General features: G+C 47.3%; 23 protein-coding genes. 13 read left to right on the top strand and 10 right to left on the bottom strand.

What is annotated here, in order from left to right; all coding sequences use genetic code 11:
- Positions 1–78 precede the first annotated feature (78 nt).
- From CSD97_RS08060 to CSD97_RS19060, 8 genes are all read left to right on the top strand, one after another.
- Complete coding sequence (locus CSD97_RS08060; protein WP_227741051.1) at positions 79–219, top strand: hypothetical protein; 141 nt, start codon at positions 79–81, stop codon at positions 217–219.
- A 343-nt stretch (positions 220–562) separates the two neighbouring features.
- A complete protein-coding gene (locus tag CSD97_RS08065; RefSeq protein ID WP_005837334.1) occupies positions 563–1,501 on the top strand; it encodes a DUF4373 domain-containing protein in 939 nt (312 codons plus the stop codon).
- Between the two features lie 272 nt (positions 1,502–1,773).
- On the top strand, positions 1,774–3,588 hold the full coding sequence (locus CSD97_RS08070; protein ID WP_055288646.1) for a bifunctional DNA primase/helicase: 1,815 nt from the start codon (positions 1,774–1,776) through the stop codon (positions 3,586–3,588).
- Positions 3,589–3,719: 131 nt separating this feature from the next.
- Positions 3,720–3,968: a DUF4248 domain-containing protein gene (locus tag CSD97_RS08075; protein ID WP_044467801.1), complete on the top strand. Its 249-nt coding sequence runs from the start codon at positions 3,720–3,722 to the stop codon at positions 3,966–3,968.
- A gap of 405 nt (positions 3,969–4,373) precedes the next feature.
- A complete protein-coding gene (locus CSD97_RS08085; protein WP_098032247.1) occupies positions 4,374–4,889 on the top strand; it encodes an HU family DNA-binding protein in 516 nt (171 codons plus the stop codon).
- A gap of 82 nt (positions 4,890–4,971) precedes the next feature.
- Entirely contained in the window at positions 4,972–5,085 is a 114-nt protein-coding gene (locus tag CSD97_RS18835) for a smalltalk protein (RefSeq protein ID WP_005837338.1), read from the top strand.
- Between the two features lie 33 nt (positions 5,086–5,118).
- Entirely contained in the window at positions 5,119–5,562 is a 444-nt protein-coding gene (locus CSD97_RS08090) for an N-acetylmuramoyl-L-alanine amidase (RefSeq protein ID WP_055288648.1), read from the top strand.
- A 163-nt stretch (positions 5,563–5,725) separates the two neighbouring features.
- Positions 5,726–5,989, top strand: a complete 264-nt coding sequence (locus CSD97_RS19060) for a hypothetical protein (protein WP_055288649.1) — start codon at positions 5,726–5,728, stop codon at positions 5,987–5,989.
- 23 nt (positions 5,990–6,012) lie between these two features.
- Here the strand turns inward: CSD97_RS19060 and CSD97_RS08100 are convergent, their stop codons facing one another.
- Both CSD97_RS08100 and CSD97_RS08105 read right to left on the bottom strand, forming a co-directional pair.
- On the bottom strand, positions 6,013–7,056 hold the full coding sequence (locus CSD97_RS08100) for a glycosyltransferase family 2 protein (protein ID WP_229079623.1): 1,044 nt from the start codon (positions 7,054–7,056) through the stop codon (positions 6,013–6,015).
- 5 nt (positions 7,057–7,061) lie between these two features.
- Positions 7,062–8,312 carry a glycosyltransferase family 4 protein gene (locus CSD97_RS08105; RefSeq protein ID WP_055288650.1) on the bottom strand — a complete coding sequence of 417 codons (1,251 nt, stop codon included), beginning with the start codon at positions 8,310–8,312 and terminating at the stop codon, positions 7,062–7,064.
- 152 nt (positions 8,313–8,464) lie between these two features.
- Between CSD97_RS08105 and CSD97_RS08110 the strand changes: the two genes are divergently transcribed.
- Positions 8,465–10,000, top strand: coding sequence for a hypothetical protein (locus CSD97_RS08110; protein ID WP_055288651.1), 1,536 nt, complete (start codon positions 8,465–8,467; stop codon positions 9,998–10,000).
- Here the strand turns inward: CSD97_RS08110 and CSD97_RS08115 are convergent.
- The 8 genes from CSD97_RS08115 to CSD97_RS08150 all read right to left on the bottom strand — a co-directional run bounded on the left by CSD97_RS08115 (position 9,994) and on the right by CSD97_RS08150 (position 19,237).
- Positions 9,994–11,178: a glycosyltransferase gene (locus CSD97_RS08115; RefSeq protein ID WP_098032248.1), complete on the bottom strand. Its 1,185-nt coding sequence runs from the start codon at positions 11,176–11,178 to the stop codon at positions 9,994–9,996. The two genes, CSD97_RS08110 and CSD97_RS08115, sit on opposite strands and share 7 nt — an antisense overlap.
- Before the next feature lie 11 nt (positions 11,179–11,189).
- Complete coding sequence (locus tag CSD97_RS08120) at positions 11,190–12,230, bottom strand: glycosyltransferase (RefSeq protein ID WP_098032249.1); 1,041 nt, start codon at positions 12,228–12,230, stop codon at positions 11,190–11,192.
- Positions 12,231–12,236: 6 nt separating this feature from the next.
- A complete protein-coding gene (locus tag CSD97_RS08125; protein ID WP_244284020.1) occupies positions 12,237–13,271 on the bottom strand; it encodes a glycosyltransferase family 2 protein in 1,035 nt (344 codons plus the stop codon).
- 16 nt (positions 13,272–13,287) lie between these two features.
- Positions 13,288–15,189, bottom strand: a complete 1,902-nt coding sequence (locus CSD97_RS08130; protein ID WP_098032251.1) for an asparagine synthase C-terminal domain-containing protein — start codon at positions 15,187–15,189, stop codon at positions 13,288–13,290.
- A gap of 37 nt (positions 15,190–15,226) precedes the next feature.
- On the bottom strand, positions 15,227–16,399 hold the full coding sequence (locus tag CSD97_RS08135) for a glycosyltransferase family 2 protein (protein ID WP_098032252.1): 1,173 nt from the start codon (positions 16,397–16,399) through the stop codon (positions 15,227–15,229).
- A 640-nt stretch (positions 16,400–17,039) separates the two neighbouring features.
- Positions 17,040–17,708, bottom strand: a complete 669-nt coding sequence (locus tag CSD97_RS08140; protein ID WP_057089614.1) for a bifunctional 4-hydroxy-2-oxoglutarate aldolase/2-dehydro-3-deoxy-phosphogluconate aldolase — start codon at positions 17,706–17,708, stop codon at positions 17,040–17,042.
- An 86-nt stretch (positions 17,709–17,794) separates the two neighbouring features.
- Positions 17,795–18,160, bottom strand: a complete 366-nt coding sequence (locus tag CSD97_RS08145) for a four helix bundle protein (RefSeq protein ID WP_080650799.1) — start codon at positions 18,158–18,160, stop codon at positions 17,795–17,797.
- 51 nt (positions 18,161–18,211) lie between these two features.
- A complete protein-coding gene (locus CSD97_RS08150; protein WP_005837352.1) occupies positions 18,212–19,237 on the bottom strand; it encodes a sugar kinase in 1,026 nt (341 codons plus the stop codon).
- A 341-nt stretch (positions 19,238–19,578) separates the two neighbouring features.
- On the opposite strand from CSD97_RS08150, the gene CSD97_RS08155 reads away from it, so the two are divergent.
- From CSD97_RS08155 to CSD97_RS08170, 4 genes are all read left to right on the top strand, one after another.
- Entirely contained in the window at positions 19,579–20,634 is a 1,056-nt protein-coding gene (locus tag CSD97_RS08155) for a LacI family DNA-binding transcriptional regulator (protein ID WP_005837354.1), read from the top strand.
- A gap of 115 nt (positions 20,635–20,749) precedes the next feature.
- Complete coding sequence (locus CSD97_RS08160; protein ID WP_005827433.1) at positions 20,750–22,261, top strand: altronate dehydratase family protein; 1,512 nt, start codon at positions 20,750–20,752, stop codon at positions 22,259–22,261.
- Positions 22,262–22,437: 176 nt separating this feature from the next.
- Entirely contained in the window at positions 22,438–23,748 is a 1,311-nt protein-coding gene (locus tag CSD97_RS08165; protein WP_098032253.1) for a Na+/H+ antiporter NhaC family protein, read from the top strand.
- A gap of 176 nt (positions 23,749–23,924) precedes the next feature.
- A complete protein-coding gene (locus CSD97_RS08170) occupies positions 23,925–24,473 on the top strand; it encodes a 30S ribosomal protein S16 (protein WP_005837359.1) in 549 nt (182 codons plus the stop codon).
- Positions 24,474–24,504 lie beyond the last annotated feature (31 nt).

Here is a 24,504-nt window from a genome sequence, read left to right on the forward strand (position 1 = left end):
GTAACCCTGACCCTCCATAGCGAGGGCCAAACCGCAGTAAGCATCGAAAAGAATACTGCACACAGTAGAAATCCATTATTGGATAAGTTGGAAATCATTGCAGAGGCAATTGGCGGCTTGCTGGAAGGGAAATCGTCTTTCTCCCAAAGCGAACTGCGCAGTCTGGCCCACATACGGCAGATGACACGCATGCACAAAACAAAGTCCGGAGAACAATAGCTACTGTGAGTCGAATGTTTACGAATGTAACAAGTAGAAGACCGCCTGAAGAGAGGGCTCCACCGACTACTTTCCGTAAAAAAAACACATATTTCTCCATTGTATGCCTAAGCACCCGAAAAAAGACGGGAGCACGCTCAGAACATCTTCTAAGGCCGATGAAATACTGCCAAGCCTACAAAAGTCCATTTGCAGGCTTGTTCTGTTATACGTAACTTTGCAGCATATTTTAAAAGATATGACCGCTGCACAGTCTCTCCCTTACACATCACTATGAAGCCCTTCTATCCTTTCAGAATATAAGATAACTATCAGGAAATAGAAAACTAATACACGAAAAAAAATGATTTGGTTCAAACACCCCAACGATTTGCCTAATGACAAAAGACTCGCCTCACTCATCGATAATGAAGGATGCAGGGGCTATGGTATGTATCTGCGCATCATCGAGATGCTCTGCGCACAGCCCGACAGGAAACTCAGTTTCAGTCAACTGAATATTATTTCAAGAAAAGGGTTCTCCAGAAAATACATGGAGAAAATTATCTGGGAATACAAACTTTTCACTATCCACGAAGAAGAATTTGAATCTGCCATCAACTTCAACAATATGGAAAGAGGAAATCATTCGCAAAACAATTTGAAAACTCCGGAGAAAACGGAGGATGCGAAAAACGGTGATAACCCACTGAACAACAGCGGAAGTAGAAGCAAAACCGGCCTCGCGCGCGTAAGAGAAGAACAGAATAGAGAAGAACAGATGAAAAGAAAAGACGACGATGTCGTCCCAAAGAACGGCGGCGGCGGCGTCACTCCCTACCAGAGCTGGAGGAAGCAAGTGGATGGCTTGTCGAAAAACCAACTGTTCCGTGAAATGGTCTGCATGAGAAGCGGCTACAGTGTCCTGCTGAACAAGCATTTTGATACGGCACTGGAAGAATTCAAGAAACACATCGTACTCCTCGGAAAAGAGGAGAGGATGAACAGCCAGGAAGAAGTGCGAAGCTACTTCACGTTCTACACCCAAGCCGGCCAGCGCACCTCGCAGGAACTGCATATGCTGTTGCAGGGCCTCGAAAAGCAGCAGTCCGCCGCCGCACCTCCCGACCCCTACCGCTACGAGCTGCTTGTGGACGGACGGCGCACCTACCTGGGCTGCCCCATCCCCGACGGAGCGCCACCCCGACCGGACAATACCGCCTTCTGGAACGAAACTGCCCGTTCGTGGACGTCGCAAACCCCGCCGCCTTCATCGAAAAAGCCGAAACAGAAACCCGGCTGAAACGCCACACTCCGGCATCCGGAATGCCACACCCCAGCGTTCCGGATGCCACACCCCAGCGTTCCGGATGCCACACCTCAGCGCCCCGGATGCCACACCTCAGCACGTCCCAAGTGTGGCATTTACCCCCGTGAAGTGTGGCATTCCACCCCACGAAGTGTGGCATCGGAAGGGGTGAGACCATTCATGTATAACCATTTACCGGACAAAAGGACAAAGAGACAAAAACGAGAAGACAAGTACGTCCTTCTGTCAAACAAAACAAATCCCATATGAGAAATTTTCATCAACGCGGCATTGACACCCGCGGCCGCATCAGCGGCAAAATCAAGACCATCTGCCCGCAATGCAACGACACCCGCGGACACAAAGGCAACAAGTCACTCTCCGTAGACCTGGACAAAGGCCTGTGCTACTGCCACCACTGCGGCTACAAGCTCTACGTGCCCGACGACGCCGAAGAACGCCTCAAGCAGCAGCGCCGCGACATGCACCGGAAACCCGCCACACCGCCCCAGCACTTCCGCCGCCCCACCTTCGACCCTGCCCGGATGCAACTCTCCGAGAGCTTGGAACGCTACTGGACCACCGTGCGCTGCCTGCCGCAGGAACTGCTGCGTACCCTGCGCATCACCGAAGAGACGGTGCGCCTGCCGGAAAGCAACCAGGAGGAGAACTGCATCTGCTTCAACTACTTCGAGAACGGGACACTCGTCAACACCAAGTACCGCAGCGCCCTGAAGCACTTCATGATGGTGAAGGGCGCCGAGCTCATCCCCTACAACGTGGACAGCATCCTCGGCACCCCGGAGTGCATCATCACCGAAGGCGAGTTCGACACGGCAGCCGTCATCGCCGCGGGACGCAAGGACGTCGTCTCCGTGCCCGCCGGCGCCCAGAGCAACCTCACGTGGCTGGACCGCTTCGTGGAGTCGCACTTCGAAGACAAGCAGGCCATCTACATCGCCGTAGACGAGGACCCGGCAGGGCAGTCGCTCCGGCAGGAACTCACGCGCCGCCTCGGGGTGGAACGCTGCCGCATCGTGCACTTCGGCGAGGGCTGCAAGGATGCCAACGAGCATCTGGTGAAATACGGCGCCGAAAGCCTCCGCATCTGCATCGAGCAAGCCGAAGAAGTGCCCCTGGAAGGCATCTTCACCGCCGAAGACTGCCGCGACGACCTGCGCTCCCTCTACGAGAACGGCCTGCAGCGGGGTGCCGACACCGGCTGGGACAACTTCGACGAACACTGCACCTTCGAGCCCCGCCGCCTGCTGGTGATGACCGGACGCCCCGGCGACGGCAAGTCCGAATTCACCGACGAGCTGGTGCTGCGCCTCTGCCTGCGCCACGAGTGGAAAATCGCCTTCTTCAGCCCCGAAAACATGCCCATCGCCTACCACCTGCACAAGCTGGCGGAGAAGCTGACCGGCCACCGCTTCACCCCCGGACCGGGCATGACGGAAGCCCTCTACGGGCAGGCAGTGGGCTGGCTGGACCGCAACGTGTCGCACATCCTGCCCGACGACGGGAGCTACGGCATCGACCACATCCTGGAGAAAGCCCGCCAGGTGGTGCGCCGCAAAGGGGTGCGCATCCTCGTCATCGACCCCATGAACCGCCTGGAACAACGTCTGGAACCGGGGCAGACGGAAATGGACTACATCACCGACACGCTGAACAAGCTGGGACGCTTCGCCACCCGCAACCAGTGCCTCGTCATCCTCGTGGCCCACCCCCGCAAGGTGAACCGCAACGAAAAGGACGGCACCCTGCGCCGCGTCGAGATGAACGACATCAACGGCTCCGCCAACTTCGCCAACATGTCCGACTTCTGCCTCGTGGTAGACCGTAACGACACGAAACAGATAGCCACCATCTACATCGAGAAGGTCCGTTTCAAACACTTGGGCAGTGCCCACACCGAAGCCAAGTTCGTCTACAACCACCTGAACGGACGCTACTGGCCCTGCGAGGAAGACGTCATCCACACCCCCCAAGGAGAGCAACTGGGACCGGTGAACACGCAGTTCGACAATGAGAATTGGTTGAAAAATAATGAAGAACAAGGCAGGTTATTCGAATAAAAATCCGTATCTTTACAAGACGGAAAGAAGAGAATAGGTGCAAGCATGTGCAAACTGTGCAATCACGTGTTATCCGTGCAATCACGTGTTATCCCTATTAAAGAAAACATACAACCTGAACTTTAAAGAATATGATGAAACTGAATGATTCCTTTGCAGAGCCACGCTTCCCCGTCCGCAGTTACGGGAAAGGCGAACTCGCCATGTACTACCTTCCGGGCATTGCCCAGCAGACTGCCGTCAACCGGCTGAACGAATGGATACGCACCGCCCCCGGACTGGAACAGCGCCTGCTTGCCACGGGCATGAACCCCTATTGCCGACGGTACACGCCCGCGCAGGTGCAGCTTATGATCAATGTCTTCGGGGAGCCTTCTTAGAAGGTTCCCCGCTTTTCACATAAATCCTCACCCCCACTCTGTCTATATGCTCACGCAATGCCTCGTTTTCAAGATTGGCATATACCACCACTTCACGCACTTCATCAAAACGAGCTAAAACAGCACATATCCTGATTACTGTTTTCCAACATATTCCATGTCTTTTTATTCAGTTTACGCACATCTATGCGAATACAAATTCGCCTCCTATTTGTCACAAATCCAAAACAAAAGAAACAATAACCTCCCTTATCCTCTCCCAACCTCCTCCTGCCTCCCCCAACCTCCCTTCCTCCCTGCCCCATGTCCTATCTTTGTATCAACGAAACGGAGCAGAGGCCATCGCCGCGGAGACACCTCCTTTCCCCTTCGGAATGAAACATTAACCATTAAACATCAACCATCATGTCAACAGCATTAGTAGTGCGCACACAGCGCCACAAGAAAATCGGGGACAGCAGCTCCCCCATGGTCTACACCCTGAAACGCAAGCCCCAAGATGCCAAAATCTTCGACCTTGCCCGCATCGCAAAAGACATTGAAGCCCTGGGCGCCATGTCGTCCGAAGACGTGGAGCACGTAGGCAAAGCCATCGTACGCCAGATGCGCCAGACGCTGACGGACGGCAACAGTGTCCGTCTGGACGGTTTCGGAATCTTCCACACCACCTTCAAGTGCCGTGCCACCGAACTGGCCAAAGACTGCACCGTAGAAAACATCGAGCGCGTCAACATCCGCTTCAAGGTAGCCAACACCCTGCGCTTAGTGAACGACAGCAACGCCACCACCAAAGGCGGAGCAAACAACCTCGTCTTCGAGCTTGTAACTGCCGACAAGGATAGCACCGGTAGCGGAAGCGGCGACAATAACCCCGATGGCGGAGGTTCCGACGGAGACCAGGGGGAGAATCCGCTGGGATAAAAAAATAGGGGTTAGCGATAAGCGATGAGCTTGTGTTCCCTAACCCCTACCCCTAATCACTAACCCCTAACCATTAACCATTATGAGTACAAAATCATCAACCTGGGACAAGATTCTGAAAGTAATCATCGCTGTAGCTTCGGCACTTTTGGGTGCATTCAGCGCACACGCCATGAACAGCGGTGGTCCCCTTTAGCGCACAGCCTCCAAAGGCAAACAGTAGAAAGAAATGAGAAAAATCAACTTGATTGTGATACATTGCAGCGCCACGTGCGAGGACCGTCCCTTTACCGGGCAAGCTCTGGAAGCCGCGCACCGCCGACGTGGATTTGATGGCACGGGCTATCATTTCTACATCCGCCGTGACGGACAAATCCTGACCACACGCCCGGTCGAGAGGGTCGGCGCCCACGCCCGCGGCTACAATGCCCACTCTATCGGAATCGCCTACGAAGGCGGATTGGACCACTATGGGAATCCCAAAGACACACGCACGGAATGGCAGCGCCACTCGCTTCGCGTACTGGTCCGCGCTTTGCTGATGGACTATCCGGAAGCCAAAGTGGCGGGACATCGCGACCTCAGCCCCGACCGGAACAACAACGGAGAGGTGGAACCGATGGAATGGACGAAACAATGCCCGTGTTTTGAAGTAAAAAAAGAGAAGTGGTAACCAAGAAAAGAGAGGTGACAAAGCATGACAAAAGCTTTGCCACCTCATTTTTTATTCATACATTTGTTCTAATTAAGCAAAATGCGCATCAAACAAAGTTCAGCCGTATGAAGTACCCTATTGGAATACAGAGTTTTGAGAGCCTTATCAATGACGGATATTTGTGAAACTGCTGAAAGACAACAACTTCTGTCTGCCCGACCTTACGAGTGAAGGAGTGACTGCAGAGACACTGACAGACGTGGAGTCGTTCAAGGATAATCCCATTGCCGTGATTTACCAAAGCGGCTACCTCACGATAAAGGAATATGACGAAGAATTCAACATCTATCGGCTGGGATTCCCTAACAAGGAAGTGGCCGAAGGATTCATCAAATACCTGGTTCCCTACTACATGCCGATAAAGGACAGTGAATCCGTCTATTAATAGATGAACAACAATGCCACTTACTAAAAGTGAAACCAGCGCTTCACCTTATCCTTCAGATTAATACTCACAATGAACCGAATAACCCATATTTTAATCGACATCGGAAAGCTATAAAACAAAAGAAAAGGCAGGGCTTTAAAAAGAAATTTATTGAAATACCAACGCGATGGATAAGGAAACTTCCGGGACAACAAATTTGAAAGAAGTTTCTGTTTATCCACAGGAGAAACAAATTCGGAATTACCAATGCAATAACTATGATAAACACTCATCTTTAGAATATCATACATCAATCCATTGTAGAACGATTTATTACGAAGCCCATGAATCCATTCTGATTTTAATGACAAGGTGCCGACATATTGTTCTGACAGTTTTTGTGAATATCGCACACTCGTTACAGAATTTGGATTATAAGTATAAAATAAAGTGCAGTCCGAAACTAAGCAACAAGAACGCGCACACATAATCACTTGATACGTAAACCAAACATCATCAATCATATATCCATCAATACAACGTATATTGTTATTTCGCAGAAATTGGACCTTATAAAGTTTATTCCATGTAGCTACAAAAATTTCATGTCCTTGCCCATAGCGATATTCAGCCACAGCATAATCCCCGTCTTCTATCAATGTATCTTTATACCGATACCCACCCGGATAAATGTCTCCATCCCAAGTCTGGCGTTGAAAAGAACCGGCTATAAAATCAACTGAATACTGCTTCATCTTCTGATATAATATATCAATGCAATCAGGAGATATGACATCATCACTATCCATTATAAACAAATATTCTCCAGTAGCATTAGCCACCATTACATTACGAGCCGCCGCAGTACCTTGATTATATTTCTGATCAATAATTCTCACATTCTTTCCACGTGGATGCATGGATATTATCCGATGGACAATATCCATACTTTCATCTGTACCTTTGTCATCAACCAACAAATACTCAATATCAACAAAGGTCTGATTCAATGCAGATAACAAAGATTTCTCCACATAAGGTGCCACATTATAAATCGGCATTGCAATTGTTACTGTATATTTCATATTTTTTACATTTGAACGGCTTTATCAAAAAGGCGGCACCAAAACCGGAAAAAGAAACGACAGTATTTATCCGGCACAACATACAGCAGTACTTTCTTCATACATAAAAGAAATAAAATACCAGGTATTGGAGCATCAATGGCATCCCTTAAATATATCTTCAAATCTTTAGTTACATACTTCCAAGAATGGACTTCACCGCGCATTATGGATTGAAATAAATTTATGGAAGATTGAATACTATATCGTTCTTTAATTACAGCAGCACCAGTTATTGCAAGTTTCTTACCAAACTCTGGTTCTAAATAAAGGCGTTCTAAAGCAGCAATGATTCCACCATAGCGATTTGCCACAAGTCCTCCTCGTAAATGTCCCACCACTTCTGCTTGAGAATTTTCAGAATAGGGCGTTTGATGAGTAACGACCGGCAAACCACACAAAATAGCTTCCGCTAATACAATACCAAATGTCTCTCCTATTCGTGCCATATGCAAAAATACATCCGATGCACCATAACATAGTCTCAACTTCTCATCTCCTATGAGTTTATCTGTAAGAAGAATCCTGCTTTTTACAGATTTATTTGGAAGTCTGCTAATTTTATGTACCACAGAAGGGGAAGCTCCAACCAGCCAAAGTAAAGCACGTGGATATTTCTTATGAAAATCTATAAAAACATCAATAATCTTATGATTCCATTTCCCATTATAAGGTTGCCCAACACGCAACAAGACAAAATCATCAGGGGCAATACCATAGCTCCTACGAGTATCCTCACGCTCAACCAAACTACACGGATAAAAATTGGAAACATTTATAGCATTTGGTAAAATAGTCTTAGAAACTCTCTTCGTAGAAGGAAATTGTGAATAATACCACAAACACCATTGGGACAACTGTAACGATGAGCTCAAATAGGGAGTAAATTTTGTAGGAGTACAAAAGACATTCTGCTCATATATACGAGCACCCGGGAAAAGATTATGAATCAACATAAAGGCCTCCATACTCACTCTCAATGAATGTAAATGAATGACATCCGGAGTCCAACCGGAATTTTTCAACTCATGCAGTTCACTATATGAATACATAACTTCAATACCCAATTGGCGCAGATTTTCAGCACGCTCCCCCCCTTCAGAAGAAGCATACACCTTTACATCATATCCACAACGCATCAAACCTATTGAGAAATTTTCAGCAGTACGCTCGGTTCCTCCAATACCTAATCCACAAACAACAGTCAGTATCTTCATCCTACAAATTATATCAATACCACAATCTACGATTATTTATATCAAATACCCTTTTGACAAAATTAGCAATAAAATCTAAGAATAAAATACATTTCACTTTTTATTCCCTTAAAATTATTTTTATGTATTTTTGCAGAGTAATAACAGAACTTATGCCTCACGAGTCACGCCTTAAAAAATCATTGCTTAATGCCCGGGTCAATCTCATTTTTTATTTCCTGAGTTTGGCCCTATCCTTTTTCTCCAGAAAAATCTTTCTGGACGCATTGGGTGCGGATTTTATGGGGCTGATAGGTACACTGAACAATCTCTTGGGATTTCTGAACCTTGCAGAATTGGGTATCAGCACAGCCATCGGCTACGTTCTGTATAAGCCCCTCTTCGAACACGATGAAAGGAAAATCAATGAAATCATTTCCGTTTTCGGATTTATCTACCGACGTATCGGTTTCGTCATTCTAAGCGCAGGATGTGTATTGGCATGCTTCCTGCCCCTGATATTCCCCAATAATGTCTTTGATTTAGGTGTCATCTATTTTGCATTTTTCTCGTATCTGACCACTTCACTGATAGGATATTTTGCCAATTACAAGCAAACCCTTTTGGGAGCGGACCAGAAGAATTATGTAGTGACAGCCTATTTTCAAAGTGCCGTACTGATAAAGACTCTCCTGCAAATGGGGTTAGTATATTATACGGGCAATTATTACCTATGGATTAGTCTGGAACTTCTGCTGGGTATTACCTATTCCATTATCCTGAACTGGAAAGTCAATCAGGTATACCCCTGGCTGAAAAGCGAAGTGAAGCAGGGAAAGCTGCTTTTCAAGAAATATCCGGAAGTAACCCGGTATACCAAACAGTTGTTTGTACACAAACTGGGCGGTTTTGTACAATTCCAAACCACTCCCTTCCTGGTATATGCCTTCGTCTCACTCAAAACTGTGGCTTACTATGGGAACTATACGCTCATTATTGATAAGATAAGTATATTTATCAGCAACCTATTAGGGAGTACCAATGCAGGAGTAGGCAATCTGATAGCCGAGGGCGATTCCAAACGTATCCAGCAAGTATTCTGGGAGCTGATGGGTATCCGCTTCTTGATAGCCGGAACCATTTCATTTGCCCTGATTCGACTGACCGGCGCTTTTATTTCATTATGGCTGGGAAGTGAATACGTATTGCCCCAACATATTCTGTATCTGATTATCATCAACTCGTTCATCAACTACACCCGAGGTGCCATAGACCAATTTACCTATGGGTATGGTTTATTTCAAGATACTTGGGCTCCCATTGCGGAAATAATCATCAACCTGACTGTCGCCATCATTGCCGGGCATTTTTGGGGACTGCCGGGAATTTTGATGGGTAACATAACCAGTCTATTTCTTATCATAGTCATTTGGAAACCTTACTTTCTTTATTCGCAAGGATTCAAAATATCCGTTTTCCACTATTGGACGGGCTACATCAAGCATCTGCTGATTATACTGCTGCCGGGAATAGTATGCTACCATCTCTATCCAAGCAATGACTTTACACCGGAAAGCTCTTTTACACATTGGATTCTCTATGGAATGATTCTGATTTCCACTTATGGGATATTAACCTGCTCGTTGCTCTATCTTTTCACTCCGGGCATACGTGCATTCGCTCACCGGATACTGAAAAGGCATCATTGACGAGCTGTTGATTTCAGTCGGTCAAAGGCATTTTCCCACTCGTCCGCCACATTCTGTATGTCAAAGCGCCTCACATACTGCACACAATTTTTTGACATCTCCCTGCGCAGTTCTTCATCTTTCATCAATGAGCCCAACTTCCGGGCAAACTCCTTATGCGAGAACGGAGGAACCAACAATCCGTTCTTCCCATCATCAATAATATCTGTGATAGCTGCATACGAATTGAACGCCACCGGAACCACCCCGAATGTCATGGCTTCGGTCAATACCATTCCCCACCCTTCAAAGTCACTCGTCAGACATAGGATGCTTGCATCCCGGTAAAATGGTTCAGGGTCTTGCCAACCGGTGAAAACAACCCGTTCCATCTTTAAGGCTTTCTGTTCCAATGTCTGCCTTATCGGCCCGTCTCCCACAATGACCAACTCCCAATCGGGAAATTTTTTATATATACGCTTCCAGATATCAATCAGCCGTCCTACACGCTTCTGGCGCCACTCTATCCGGCCTACATACAATATCTGCTTCTTCTTGAGGAAATCTGTATTTTCTTGAGCGGGATATGTATTCGGATTGGGAATGGCAATCACCCGGCTCAAGTCTTTTGAATATATCTGCCTCAAATCAGGGATAAATTTCAAAGAAAGTAAACACAATGCATCTGTATACAGTAAAATGCCTTCATAATCGGATTTTAATGTACGCTTGTAATCATACTTAAACATAGGAATCTTTATGATACGGGCCATCTTTCTGATTTTTCCCATAATCGTGTTTTTCCCTTTTATCCACATTACGAACTCTCCCAAATGGTGATATATGCCAAGAGGATTATAATGTATCACGGAAATAATATACACGTCCCGCAAGGTTTTAGAGAAGGAATATAATGTATAATAAGTCTGCGGGTCCTGGTCTATGACCATATCAATACGGTGCTCTTGCAGGAAACTACGGAAAAACAACCCGTTCTTTTCTACTTCCCGAACCTGATATGGGAAAAAATAAGATGGTGCAGGATATGCATAATCCATGCGGCTTTCATCCCGCACACTATGTAAACAAAGAACATGGTGTCCCCGTCTTATGAATTCACGGCACAAAAGGTCACTCACTCTTTCAATCCCTCCCCGTTGGGGATGGAACATGACAGGATGTATAAACAAGATATTCATAATGCCCCCCGTTATTTTGCTCCAAACATCTTCTTGAATTTTATACCTGACAAGAAACGCATCCACCCATCAAAAGCCGATGCCCCCACCCTACAAAACAGGAATTTGCCCAACACATCCGCTTTATACTGTGGAAGAAAAAATCGTCTTATCCATTCTTTATCTGATAAAAGGACTTGATGTAAAAAAGACAACCGTTCCTGCCGGGTATACTTATGCTCTGGTTTATAGATGGCCAAAATCACTTTATGGAAAAAGACAGTCAATGAATTCCATGTTCTATCCAGTGAGCTATCCTCCAAATTAAATTTCTTTTGATACACATAGACCCTTTCCAAAAAATTGGAGAATGCTGCATATTCTGCCGGAAAGCTGTTTATACGCACAGACAACACATCTACAGAATACCCTACTCTATAAACGTAATTATTGTAATCACGAATAACCATAAAATCCGCATACATCAGGTAGTCCAACATAAACAGCATATCTTCCAGTCCGGAAACAAAAGGAACAAAGCCCACCCGGTATTGCTTGATAATCCGATGGTCGTATAGCTTGCTGCCTGCGTACGCAACACGCTTGTCTATCAAGTCTGTCAATATAAGATACATCTGTTCCGAAGCTATATCTTGTTCGGGAACGTGAAACGTTTGACAGTCCCCATTTGGCAGATACGCATCAAGAGAACCGACTATTACTCCCTCCTTCGTTTTATCGGCAGGCAATGCACCGTACAGCCTTTCAAGATAATAAGGCTTTACATAATCATCTGAATCAATAAAGGTTACATATCTTCCACGAGCATTCATCAAACCAGTATTCCGGGCACAGCTCAATCCTGCATTAGCCTGATGGAACACCCGTATCCTCATATCCTTCCCGGCATACTCTTCACAAATCTCCCCGCAACAGTCAGGGCTCCCGTCATCTACCAGCAACAGCTCAAAATCCGTAAAGGTCTGTGCAAGAATACTGTCAATGCACTGGGGCAAGTACTCTTCTACCTTATAAACGGGTACTATAACGGATATTTCCGGAAGATTATTCATATTCGCTCATTTTGCATGAAACACTGCCTTCATTTTTATAGACAACACCAACAAATAGTAGGCTGACTTTACAAAAGCCTTAAAATACAGATAGCCGGCATACGTAGGAAGCACATAATGGATGTTCTGCAACATCAGCTTCCATTCGGGACGCAGGCCCGTCATCTCCAACAAAGACGCATACTTTTTGTTCCTGAATACCAAATAACTCTGATAATGAAAGGATGTGTCTTTCGTGAAATACAGAATACGGTCAAAATATTTCGCCTTCAGACTCTCAAAGTATATATATATCAGCCGGTTATCCTGCAAACACCGGGAAGACCGGATAAAGTCGTAGATATAACCAAGCACCAGCACACGACATTCCAAATTACGCATAGACGGCGCTCGCATGATGGAATCTGGCTGCATGGAATAATAGTAAGTGGTCTCATTGACGACATACATACTTTGAGACATACATGCCAACTTAAATGACCATAAATCATCCTCGTGTACAATGCCCTCCTGGAAGTAGAGTTTATGCTGCAAAATGAGGGGACGACTCACCAGTTTGTTCCATGCCATGACATACCATTTCCCCTGTACATAATTGGAGAGTACAAGAGCATTCCCTTCATAAAACCCGGTGCCTAATGATAAAGGAGGGGCCCAACGTCTGGCGCCGGTCACCTCATAATTGCCTATCACAAAATCAGGTCGCTTCTGCCCCGCTGCATCCGCCAAAAGCTCTATTGCATTCGCTGGAATATAATCGTCGCTATCCAAGAAGTACAGATAATCGCCAACAGACGCTGAAATACCGGTGTTTCTTGCAGCAGAAAGCCCTCTGTTCTCTTCATGTTCCAGACATCTCACCACCGTTCCGCGCGGATGCGAAGCCACCACCCGTCTGGCTATCTCCATAGAGTCGTCCGGAGTGCAGTCATTCACAAGAATGACTTCCAAATCCTGCCAAGTCTGGTTCAACACGGACAACAAACACCGTTCTATGTACTTGGCAACATTATAAACCGGAACAATAATGGAAACTTTCATGCTTTCAATCATATTTTCAGAATTTCACCTCATGGCCTTCCATAAACTCTTCCCACCACACAACAAGCGTCAACAGATTGAAATATTGCAAAGCCTTGTTCTGCCTATGCCAGAACCAACCGCCCTCCTTCTCTGCAACTTGTTCATAATCTGTAAGAAACTTCTTCACTGCATCACGACGCAGATAGTTGTCCATAATGCCGGAAGCAAGAATGAATTCCTTAAAGAAAGCACGTCGGGCCCTATCACGGAAGAACAGTGGCATAGGTGCAAAACCGCCCTGCTTCTTCTTCAAGGTAATGGCCTCGGGAAGTAAAGGTTTATAATGGTACTTTAACAGATATTTAGAAACGGAACGACCCCGCGCAATGTCCAGTACACTGTTGCCCCTGCACTTCAACCCTACCGGTAGCTCCTGCAGGAAATGGAAAAGCTCCAGGTCCATAAAAGGATACGTCAGATTGTTACCGAACATGCGTGCCATGCTGGAAGCCTTGAAAAGAATGATACGGTTGATTACAGTCTCCAAATCGGAAAGAATGGCATGCTGCGCATAAAGATGCTCGAAACTGTGGATATCGGGCCGTAGTGATTTTACCGGCTCAAAATCTTCTTTCGGATTTTGCAGAAGGGCACACAAGGCAGAATCGGAGAAGCCGAAACGCTCCCCTTCCAGAATATGAAGTATCTTATCCAAATGGAAATTGATGCGGGAAAGCTTTCCGCCGGTATCAAAGGTTTCATGCTCCAGCAGACGGCTGATGCCACGCAGCAAGGGACGCAATCCTATGCGGGCGGATAGATAATGCAACGCCACTTCGCGGCCGGAAGTACCGAAATACTGGTCACTGCCGTCACCTCCCAGAATCACGTCGGGCTTGTCATCGCCTATCATGCGCATGGCACAATAGTTTACCATCAGCCCGCCTTCCATAAAAGGCTCACCCAGAAAACGGACAATGTCGGGCAAGGCACTGGTTTCCGTACCGTCAATCTCGTACTCATGATGGCGCGTGCCGAAGGTTTCAGACATCAGACGGGCCATGGGCAGCTCCGTCCAGGCATCTCCTTTAAAGCCCACGGAATAGGAGTCAATCTGGCCGTCGTAAATGCTGCGCAGCGCAGCAAGGTTTGAACCGGAATCATAGCCGCCACTCAGCAGGATACCTACCCTGCGGCTATGGCCGATACGCCGGCGGATGGCTTGCGCATGCAATTCTCCATAACGGCGGGAATAGGCCTCGACATCCGGATTCCGTTCAGTAGCCACCTTGGGTTCATGCTCAAAAACGCTGTCGCGCTTCAGACAATAAATGTCATCTGCCACCTTTTCATATAAGCCGGGATTTCTTTCCTTCAGCGAATCAAACATGGAATGTACGTTCGCTTGTGTCTCTAACTTTACAGAAGCCCAAACCGGCATCAGATAACCAAGCTCTGTCAACATGTAGAACTTTTCGCCGGCACCTAAAGAATGAACATCGAATAGGGCGAAATTATTCTTCTTCAAAATGCCACGCTGAAGGAATGTACTCAATGAAACCAGATTAGGCTCGAAATTTTCTTCCAGTTGGTCCTCTAAAAATTGCCAGGAAGTGGCAAAATTACCATCAATGTGACAATAGACGGGATAATGCGTGCCATGATGGTCGCGCACCACTCCGCATTCATTTTCTGAATAATATACTATGGTGAACGAACCGTCCAGGCGTGAAAAGCCATATGCCGGATCGGATAGAAACGCATCAGCAGCAAGCTTGGCATTGGTATCATCCGGAGTTGCCTGCAAGGTGTCCCGATTATACAAAGTTCCGAAAAAGAAAAGTCTCAGATTATAACTTTCAAAAGAAGATTCCGGCTCTTCTCCCTCTACACAGACTGTACGCCAATCTTCTAAAGTGATTTTTCCGTATATCATTTGTTTGCTTATAGACTTGTTTATTGTGTATCCCTTTCTATTTTTCCGCCACCCCATGCCTGGTATGTATAAAGGTCTTGTTCGCCCCCCTCAGCTTGAAGATGTTTCCTGCCATCAGCAGGAATGTATAGGGTATCTTTTGCAGGGCCATTGCCAGGCGGCTGGTGCAGAACCTTTTGGGAACGGCAACGAGCAGTGCGACAGCGAGCAACACCAAGAGCAGCCACCACTTCAGCCCCCATGTCCAGCGATAAACCGTAAACAACACGGAGAAGAGGAACGTGAACCCCATCAACAGCAGGCGGGGAATGGAAAGCTGCTGGAAAAGCTTGTCGCAGAAGTCCCAGTTACGCGCAGCAAGCGCCTTCCACAGAAACTTGGCGAAGGTCTGGCAGTAATGCCATTGTGCCGAAAGCCAACGGCGGCGCTGACGGGAGAAATCACCGGTGTTCTGTATCTTCTCATCGAACACAAAGGTTTCGGGCAGATAATAAAAACGTTTGCCGCGATAGAGCAGGGTCAGCTCCAATTCACGGTCGAAACCGCCCACAGCCTTGATATCCGCCATCGTATCACGAAACAAGTCATAACGGAACGCCATACCGGAACCGATAAGGGCAGCCGACAAGCCCAGCTTGGCATGCCCCAGACGGAAAATGGTATTGTTGATTTCCTCACTGATGGCATCGAGCAGGGCCATGTCATTGTTCAGGTTCTTGGCACTCCGGTGGGTCTGCACAATCTCGACTTCCGGATTGGCGAAGAGGTCGTTAATATCACTCAGATAATCGTAAGGGATGACATTGTCCGCATCGAGCACCAAAGCGATGTCATAGTCATTGCCGATGGCAGCCATGGCGGCATTCAGAGATTTGGACTTGGTGCTTTTCTCAAAATGCACTTCAACCAGGCGGACAGGAAGCACAGCGAGGGAAGCGTTGGTTTCGGGCTGCATACGGTCCGAAATGACAACCGTATCAAAACAGTCGGCGGGATAATCCTGCTCCAGACATGAATGGACGCACTCGTGTATCACGGCATCTTCGCGGTAGGCAGGAATCAGTATGGCAAAACGCTTGTGTTCCTTGACTGGAGGGGGCAGAGGCAGGTCACGCCGGCGTGACGCCAGACTGTAAACCAATAGATACAGTATGTTTATTGCAAACCATATGTATAAAAGCCAATCGAATATATTCAATATATGTTCCAAATTCAGAGCTATTTAAGCTTTAGAGTTGCTGCTTGTTTTTAATGGGTATCCGACACAAAGATACAAAAAAGAAGTAGAGTCCGGACAAAATATACAAAAAATGCGAAGAATATAGGAATAAAAAAACGAGCAAGCTCTCACGAACCCCTCGCCCCTGTAAGAAAAGCCTTAAAGGCTTTTCTTTTAAACTGCGTCAATGTTACCTAAAAATCAATCTTTCTCTTTACCTGAAAAATAAAACTTCAATTACCTATTCTGAAAACTTCAAAATCCAATTTTTACCTTTACCTAATTTACCTATTTATTCAAAACATTTAGCTTATGAAAAAAATCTATTTTCAATCCTTTTACCTAACAACTAATATCCTTTATTGAAAACTGTTTTTATTATTTATCAAATCCAAATGCAGTTTCCCAACTGCACTGCAAAGGTAAGTGTTTTATCCGCACGCGCAAAACGCCGGCACATTTTTCGCGCGTTTTATAACATTGTTTTAGAGTTTAAGAGTACAGTTTACACTTATAAACATTTTATTGTTCATCGGGAGTATACTTTCCAGTAAAAAACAAACCACCGAAGCGCCGAAACGCTTCGATGGCTGTCCCCTTTAAACACCTTTAAACAAAATGAATTTCTTCTTTATTTTCTTGCTTCGGCAATATAACCTAACGCTTCTTTACATTTTTCCGTAACATAAGTCCAGTCTTCAGCAGCGACCTTATCCTTCGGGAAGAGTTTGGAACCCATACCTACGCAGAACACACCCGCCTTAATCCAGGAGGTCAGGTTTTCCTGAGTCGGCTCCACTCCACCGGTCACCATCAGCTTGGACCAGGGCATCGGAGCCAGCAAACCTTTCACGAGTTTGACACCAAGCACGTCGCCCGGGAATATCTTGCAGAGGTCGCAACCTGCTTCTTGCGCGAAACCTACCTCTGAAACGCTGCCGCACCCCGGAGTATAAGCTACCAGACGACGGTTACAAATCTTAGCAATCTCCGGGTTGAACAACGGGCCTACAACGAAACATGCACCCAACTGCAAATACAGCGCCGCAGTAGCAGGGTCAACGATGGAACCTACACCCATAGCCATCTCCGGGCACTCTTTTGCCGCAAACTTCACAACCTCCGCAAACACCTCGTGGGCAAAGTCACCACGGTTCGTGAATTCGAACGCACGAACACCTCCATCGTAACAAGCCTTTACAACTTTCTTTGCAACTTCTGCATCCTTATGATAAAAGACAGGCACCATTCCAGTAGAACCAATCTTATTCAATACTGAGATTTTATCAAATTTACTCATCTTTTTATTTACGATTTGACGATTTACGATTTACGATTAATATTACTTTACTTTATATCTATTCTTTTTATTTACGATTTGACGATTCAAACTTCCTTTGCTAACCGATTTCTTGTAGTGACAATAGAACTCACTATTATTTTATACAATTCATGCGCCTCTTGTTGCAACCCAAGCAGTTTATTAGCAGGAATCATCTCACTTTCAGCAATAATTTCCAACCAGTGTATAGTTTCATCCAGTTCTTCCTCTACCATTTTCAGTTTATTCAGAAAATCCTTATCAGACTTTCCCAAACAAGCTGCCCTATAATTGGCAGCAGGTGAAGTCCCTGAACGTACTATTTGTTTAGCTATAGCCATTGACGAAATCCGATTAGGCATACAATCTACCATCTTGATTATTCTCAAAGAGAACACCTTCAATCGTATTTTCAATTCCTCCGAGTTCACTGTAGAAGTAATTTCAATCGTACATCGTAAATCGTCAAATCGTAAATGAGCTTAGCGTTGTACTCGTCCGCTTGCATCCCCTCCTGCCAGCGCTTCTACCTCTTCTGTGGAAACAAGGTTGAAGTCACCGTTGATAGTGTGCTTCAAGGCGGAAGCGGCTACTGCAAATTCGAGGGCGGCACCCTGGTTGGGTTTTGTCAGCAGGCCGTGGATGATACCACCTGAGAAAGAGTCGCCGCCACCTACGCGGTCGACGATAGGATTGATGTCGTAACGCTTTGACTCGTAGAATTCCTCGCCGTTGTAAATCATTGCTTTCCAGCCGTTGTGGGTAGCGGAGAAAGACTCGCGCAACGTAGAGATTACGTATTTGAAGCCGAATTCCTTCGCCATCGCCTTGAAGATTCCCTTGTAGCCTTCAGCGTCCGTCTTGCCGCCTTCCACGTCTGCATCGGGCTTGAAGCCCAGACAGAGTTCAGCATCCTCTTCATTGCCGATGCAGACATCCACATACTGCATCAAAGGCTTCATGATGGACTGGGCTTTTTCTTTGGTCCAGAGTTTTTTACGGAAATTGAGGTCTACCGACACCGTAACGCCGTGACGTTTGGCAGCCTCGCAAGCCAGGCGGGTCAACTCGGCGGCCTTGTCGGAGATGGCGGGAGTGATACCTGACCAGTGGAACCAGTCTGCACCTTCCATGATGGCATCGAAATCAAAGTCTGCCGCATCTGCCTCGGCAATGGCGGAGTGTGCACGGTCATAGATTACCTTACTGGGACGCATGGAAGCACCGGTCTCAAGATAGTAGATACCTACACGGTCACCACCACGCGCAATGAAATCCGTCTTTACGCCATACTTGCGCAATGCGTTGACAGCCGACTGGCCTATTTCATGTTTCGGCAACTTGGTTACAAAATAAGCATCATGCCCGTAGTTGGCACAGCTGACAGCCACGTTGGCCTCGCCGCCGCCATATACCACATCAAAAGAGTCGGACTGCACAAAACGGGTGTTTCCCGGAGTAGACAGCCTCAGCATGATTTCACCTAATGTAACTACTTTCTTTCCCATAATCTTTCTATGTTTTATTTTAATATGAAATTAATTTGTTTCCTTTCAATTTATCATTTCGAGGTATAAACAGAACTTAAACACCTGAAACTATGGAGAGTAAATCAAAATAATATTCGTTCTTCACAGTCTTCGTGTACGGGCACAAAGATACAACAATTTTTGAAATACAAAAAATTATCATATATTTGTATCGAAAATATTAAGATTATAATTGTGTGCGAGCACAAGAAGATGTACGATGGGACGATTTACGATTAGACGATTGAGATTACATTGTAGAATCGTAGCCAAAGCAACATCAATCGTACATCGTAAATCGTTAAATCGTAAATATACAGATGGAAAGAGTCAGAATAAAGGATATCGCCAAGATGGCCGATGTATCCGTGGGAACCGTCGACCGTGTGATTCACGGGCGTAGCGGTGTGTCCGAGTCCAGCCGGAAGCGGGTGGAAGAAATCCTGAAACAACTGGATTACCAGCCCAATATGTATGCCAGTGCACTGGCTTCGAACAAGAAGTACGCATTTGCCTGCCTGCTGCCACTGCACGAGAAAGGCGAATACTGGACAGACGTGGAGACGGGCATACACAACGCCGTAGAGACTTACTCTGACTTCAACGTGGCCGTGCACCTCTCCTACTATGACCCGTATGACTATCATTCATTCGCGGAAGCCTCCGGACAGATTCTGGCACTGGAGCCGGACGGAGTGATGTTTGCCCCCACCGTTCCGCAATACACCAAGCCCTTCACGGATGAGCTGACGCAACATAATATACCTTATATATATATAGACTCCAACATAAAGGAAGAGCCCGCCCTCTCCTTCTACGGGCAGAACTCGCACCAGAGCGGATATTTTGCCGCCCGCATGCTGATGCTGCTTGCCGGAGAAGACGCGCAGGAAATCGTCATCTTCCGCAAGATAAATGAAGGCATCGTGGGGTCGAACCAGCAGGAACGCCGCGAAATAGGCTTCCGCGAATACATGCAGGAGCATCATCCCGCCTGCCGCATCTGGGAACTGGACCTGCATGCCAAGCGCGACAGCGAGGACACACTGATGCTGGACGAGTTCTTCCAAGAGCATCCTACCGTAAAGAACGGAATCACCTTCAACTCCAAAGCATACATCATCGGGGAATACCTGCTGAAGAAGCAGAAAAAAGACTTCAACCTGATGGGCTACGACCTGCTGCAACGCAACGTAGACTGCCTGAAGCAGGGAAGCATCTTCTTCCTCATAGCACAGCAGCCCACCCTGCAAGGATTCGACGGCATCAAGGCCTTGTGCGAATACCTGATTCTGAAGAAGGAAATCACAAGGGAGAACTTCATGCCGATTGACTTGCTGACGAAGGAGAATATAGAGTTTTATTACAACAAATAGTTGCATGTACAATGTACCATCTACAATGTACAATTCGGCCATGCGGAAGGGGACTAATACTAATGCAGCGCAGCCAAATTGTACATTGTAGATGGTAAATGGAAAATTTTAAAAGATGGAGGCAAAGTACCTGAAAATCAACCCTGCCGACAATGTTGCAGTGGCTATCACAGCACTCCCGGCCGGTGAAAAACTCACGGTGGACGGAAAGGAAATCACTCTGAACGAGGATGTTCCTGCCGGACACAAATTTGCACTGAAAGATTTTGCGGAAGGCGAAAACGTCATTAAATACGGATACCCCATCGGCCACGCCCGGAAAGCGCAGAAGCAGGGGGACTGGATGAATGAAAACAATATCAAGACCAACTTGTCCGGGTTGCTGGAATACACATACAACCCCGTCAACGTAGACCTCAATACTACAACTCTAAACCTCAATACCGGCGCGCCAAACCTGACCTTTAGAGGGTACAAACGTAAGAACGGCGACGTAGGTGTGCGCAACGAGATATGGATTATTCCGACAGTGGGCTGCGTGAACGGAATCATCAACCAGCTTGCCGAAGGCCTGCGCCGCGAAACGGGCGGAAAGGGCGTGGATGCCATCATGGCTTATCCCCATAACTACGGCTGCTCCCAGTTGGGCGACGACCACGAGAATACAAAGAAAATCCTCCGCGACATGGTACTGCATCCCAATGCGGGAGCCGTACTCGTGGTAGGCTTGGGGTGCGAGAATAATCAGCCGGATGTGTTCCGCGAATTCCTGGGAGACTATGACCAGGAGCGCGTAAAGTTTATGGTGACCCAGAAAGTGGGTGATGAATACGAAGAAGGAATGGAACTGCTACGCGAACTTTATGCCAAAGCCATCCAGGACCAGCGCGAGGATATTCCCTTAAGCGAACTGCGCGTAGGCCTGAAGTGTGGCGGTTCGGACGGTTTCTCCGGTATCACCGCCAATCCGCTACTGGGTATGTTCTCCGACTTCCTCGTAGCGCAAGGCGGCACCAGCGTACTGACGGAAGTGCCGGAAATGTTCGGCGCAGAAACCATACTGATGAACCGCTGCCGCACCAAAGAGCTGTTTGAGGACACGGTGAAGCTGATTAATGACTTCAAGGAATATTTCCTCTCACACGGTGAACCGGTAGGTGAAAACCCGTCTCCGGGAAATAAGGCGGGAGGCATCTCGACATTGGAGGACAAAGCCTTGGGATGCACACAGAAATGTGGCACGAGCTACGTGGAAGGGGTACTTCCGTATGGCGAACGCCTGAAAGTAAAGGGACTGAACCTACTGTCTGCTCCAGGAAACGACCTTGTAGCCGCCACTGCCCTTGCCTCTTGCGGATGCCACATGGTGCTGTTCACCACAGGACGCGGAACGCCCTTCGGAACCTATGTGCCGACCATGAAGATTTCCACCAACTCCACTTTGGCAAAGAACAAGCCGGGCTGGATAGACTTCAACGCCGGAGTTATCGTCGAGAACGAACCGATGGAGAAAACCTGCGAACGCTTCATCGAGTATATCATCAAAGTAGCAAGCGGTGAATTCGTGAACAACGAAAAGAAAGGCTACAAGGAAATAGCCATCTTCAAGACCGGAGTAACTTTGTAAATTGAAAATTAAGGGCTGATAGATGGAGGGCGGGACAAAACCATTTTGTGCCGCCCTTTGTTTTTGTTACCTTTGCGGCGAAATTGATTTCACCACAGATTACACCGATTAACATGGAATTGATTGAAAGATAGAAATCTGTGGTGAAACATTAATCTCAACCAAACAATACAACTATGTCAGCAACAACCGATACAACCCCTAAAACCAAAGGCGGCTGGTGGGCACTCAGCCCATTGGCGGTGTTCCTTTGCCTCTACCTGGTGACCTCGCTCCTGGTGAACGACTTCTATAAAGTCCCCATCACGGTAGCCTTCCTCACCTCGTCCTGCTATGCCATCGCCATCACGCGCGGCCTGAATCTGGAACAGCGCATCTATCAGTTTTCCGTGGGCGCCAGTAACAAGAACATCATGCTGATGGTATGGATATTCATCCTTGCAGGAGCATTCGCCCAAAGCGCCAAGCAGATGGGCGCCATTGATGCGACCGTAAATCTGACCTTACATATACTGCCGGACAACCTGCTGCTGGCGGGCATCTTCATTGCCGCCTGCTTCATCTCCCTCTCGATAGGAACAAGCGTAGGAACTATCGTCGCACTGACTCCCGTAGCCGTGGGACTGGCGGAAAAGACGGGCATCGACCTGCCCTACATGGTCGCCATCGTGGTGGGAGGCTCGTTCTTCGGAGACAATCTTTCCTTCATATCCGACACCACCATTGCATCGACCAAGACGCAGGACTGCGTGATGAGGGACAAGTTCCGCGTCAACTTCATGATTGTAGTCCCCGCAGCTCTTGTCGTGCTGGGTCTCTACATCTTTCAAGGACTGTCCGTCTCCGCCCCACCCCAAGTGCAGACCATCGAGTGGATAAAGGTAATCCCCTACCTCATCGTGCTGGGCACGGCCGTAGCAGGTGTCAACGTCATGCTTGTACTGCTGCTGGGCATCCTCTCTACTGGAATTATCGGTATCTATACCGGCACCGCCTTCTTCGACTGGTTCGGAGCCATGGGAACGGGCATCACCGGCATGGGCGAGCTCATCATCATCACCCTGCTGGCCGGAGGCATGCTCGAGACCATCCGCTACAACGGCGGCATCGACTTCATCATCTCCCGGCTGACCCGCCACGTCAGCGGCAAGCGGGGAGCCGAATTCAGCATCGCCGTCCTGGTCGGCATCGCCAATCTCTGCACCGCCAACAACACCATTGCCATCATCACCACCGGCCCCATAGCCAAGGACATCGCCCTCCGCTTCCACCTGGACCGCCGGAAAACAGCCAGCATACTGGACACCTTCTCATGCCTCGTGCAAGGAATCATCCCCTACGGAGCGCAAATGCTGATAGCCTCCGGACTTGCCGGCATTTCACCCATCAGCATCATCGGAAACCTGTATTACCCCTTCTGCATGGGAACATGCGCCATACTCGCCATTCTGCTGAGATACCCCAGGAAATACTCGGGAGAAGGATGAGTGACAAGTGATGAGTTATGGGTGACGTTGTGTGAACATTTTAAAAAAAACACCCCTCGTGCCAACAAATAACTCATAACTCATAACTCAAAACTCAAAATCTTTTCTTACCTTTGCACTCGCTATTACGAGATAGTAGCATAATTCAAATCATTAACTAAAAACATTTTAATTAAATGGCAACAAAAATCAGATTGCAAAGACATGGACGTAAAAGCTACGCTTTCTACTCTATCGTTATTGCAGACGTAAGAGCACCACGTGATGGTAAATTTATTGAGAAGATTGGTACTTACAATCCTAACACCAATCCTGCCACAGTAGATTTGAAGTTCGACCGCGCACTTGACTGGGTGTTGAAGGGTGCACAACCTACTGACACAGTTCGTAACATCCTCTCTCGCGAAGGTGTTTACATGAAGAAGCACTTGCTGGGCGGTGTAGCGAAAGGCGCATTCGGCGAAGCTGAAGCTGATGCTAAGTTCGAAGCCTGGAAGAACAACAAACAAAGCGGTTTGGCTGCTCTGAAGGCTAAGGAAGACGAAGCTAAGAAAGCTGAAGCAAAAGCACGTCTGGAAGCTGAAAAGAAGATAAACGAAGAAAAAGCAAAAGCACTGGCTGAAAAGAAAGCTGCTGAAGCTGCTGCAAAAGCCGCTGCCGAAGCACCGGCCGAAGAGGCTCCTGCCGAAGAAGCCCCTGCTGCTGAAGAAGCTGCTGCCGAATAATAGTAAGCACAGCGTTATCGCTAAAAATGGG

Source organism: Bacteroides sp. AR29 (assembly GCF_900217715.1).
GTDB classification, from domain to species: domain Bacteria; phylum Bacteroidota; class Bacteroidia; order Bacteroidales; family Bacteroidaceae; genus Bacteroides; species Bacteroides uniformis.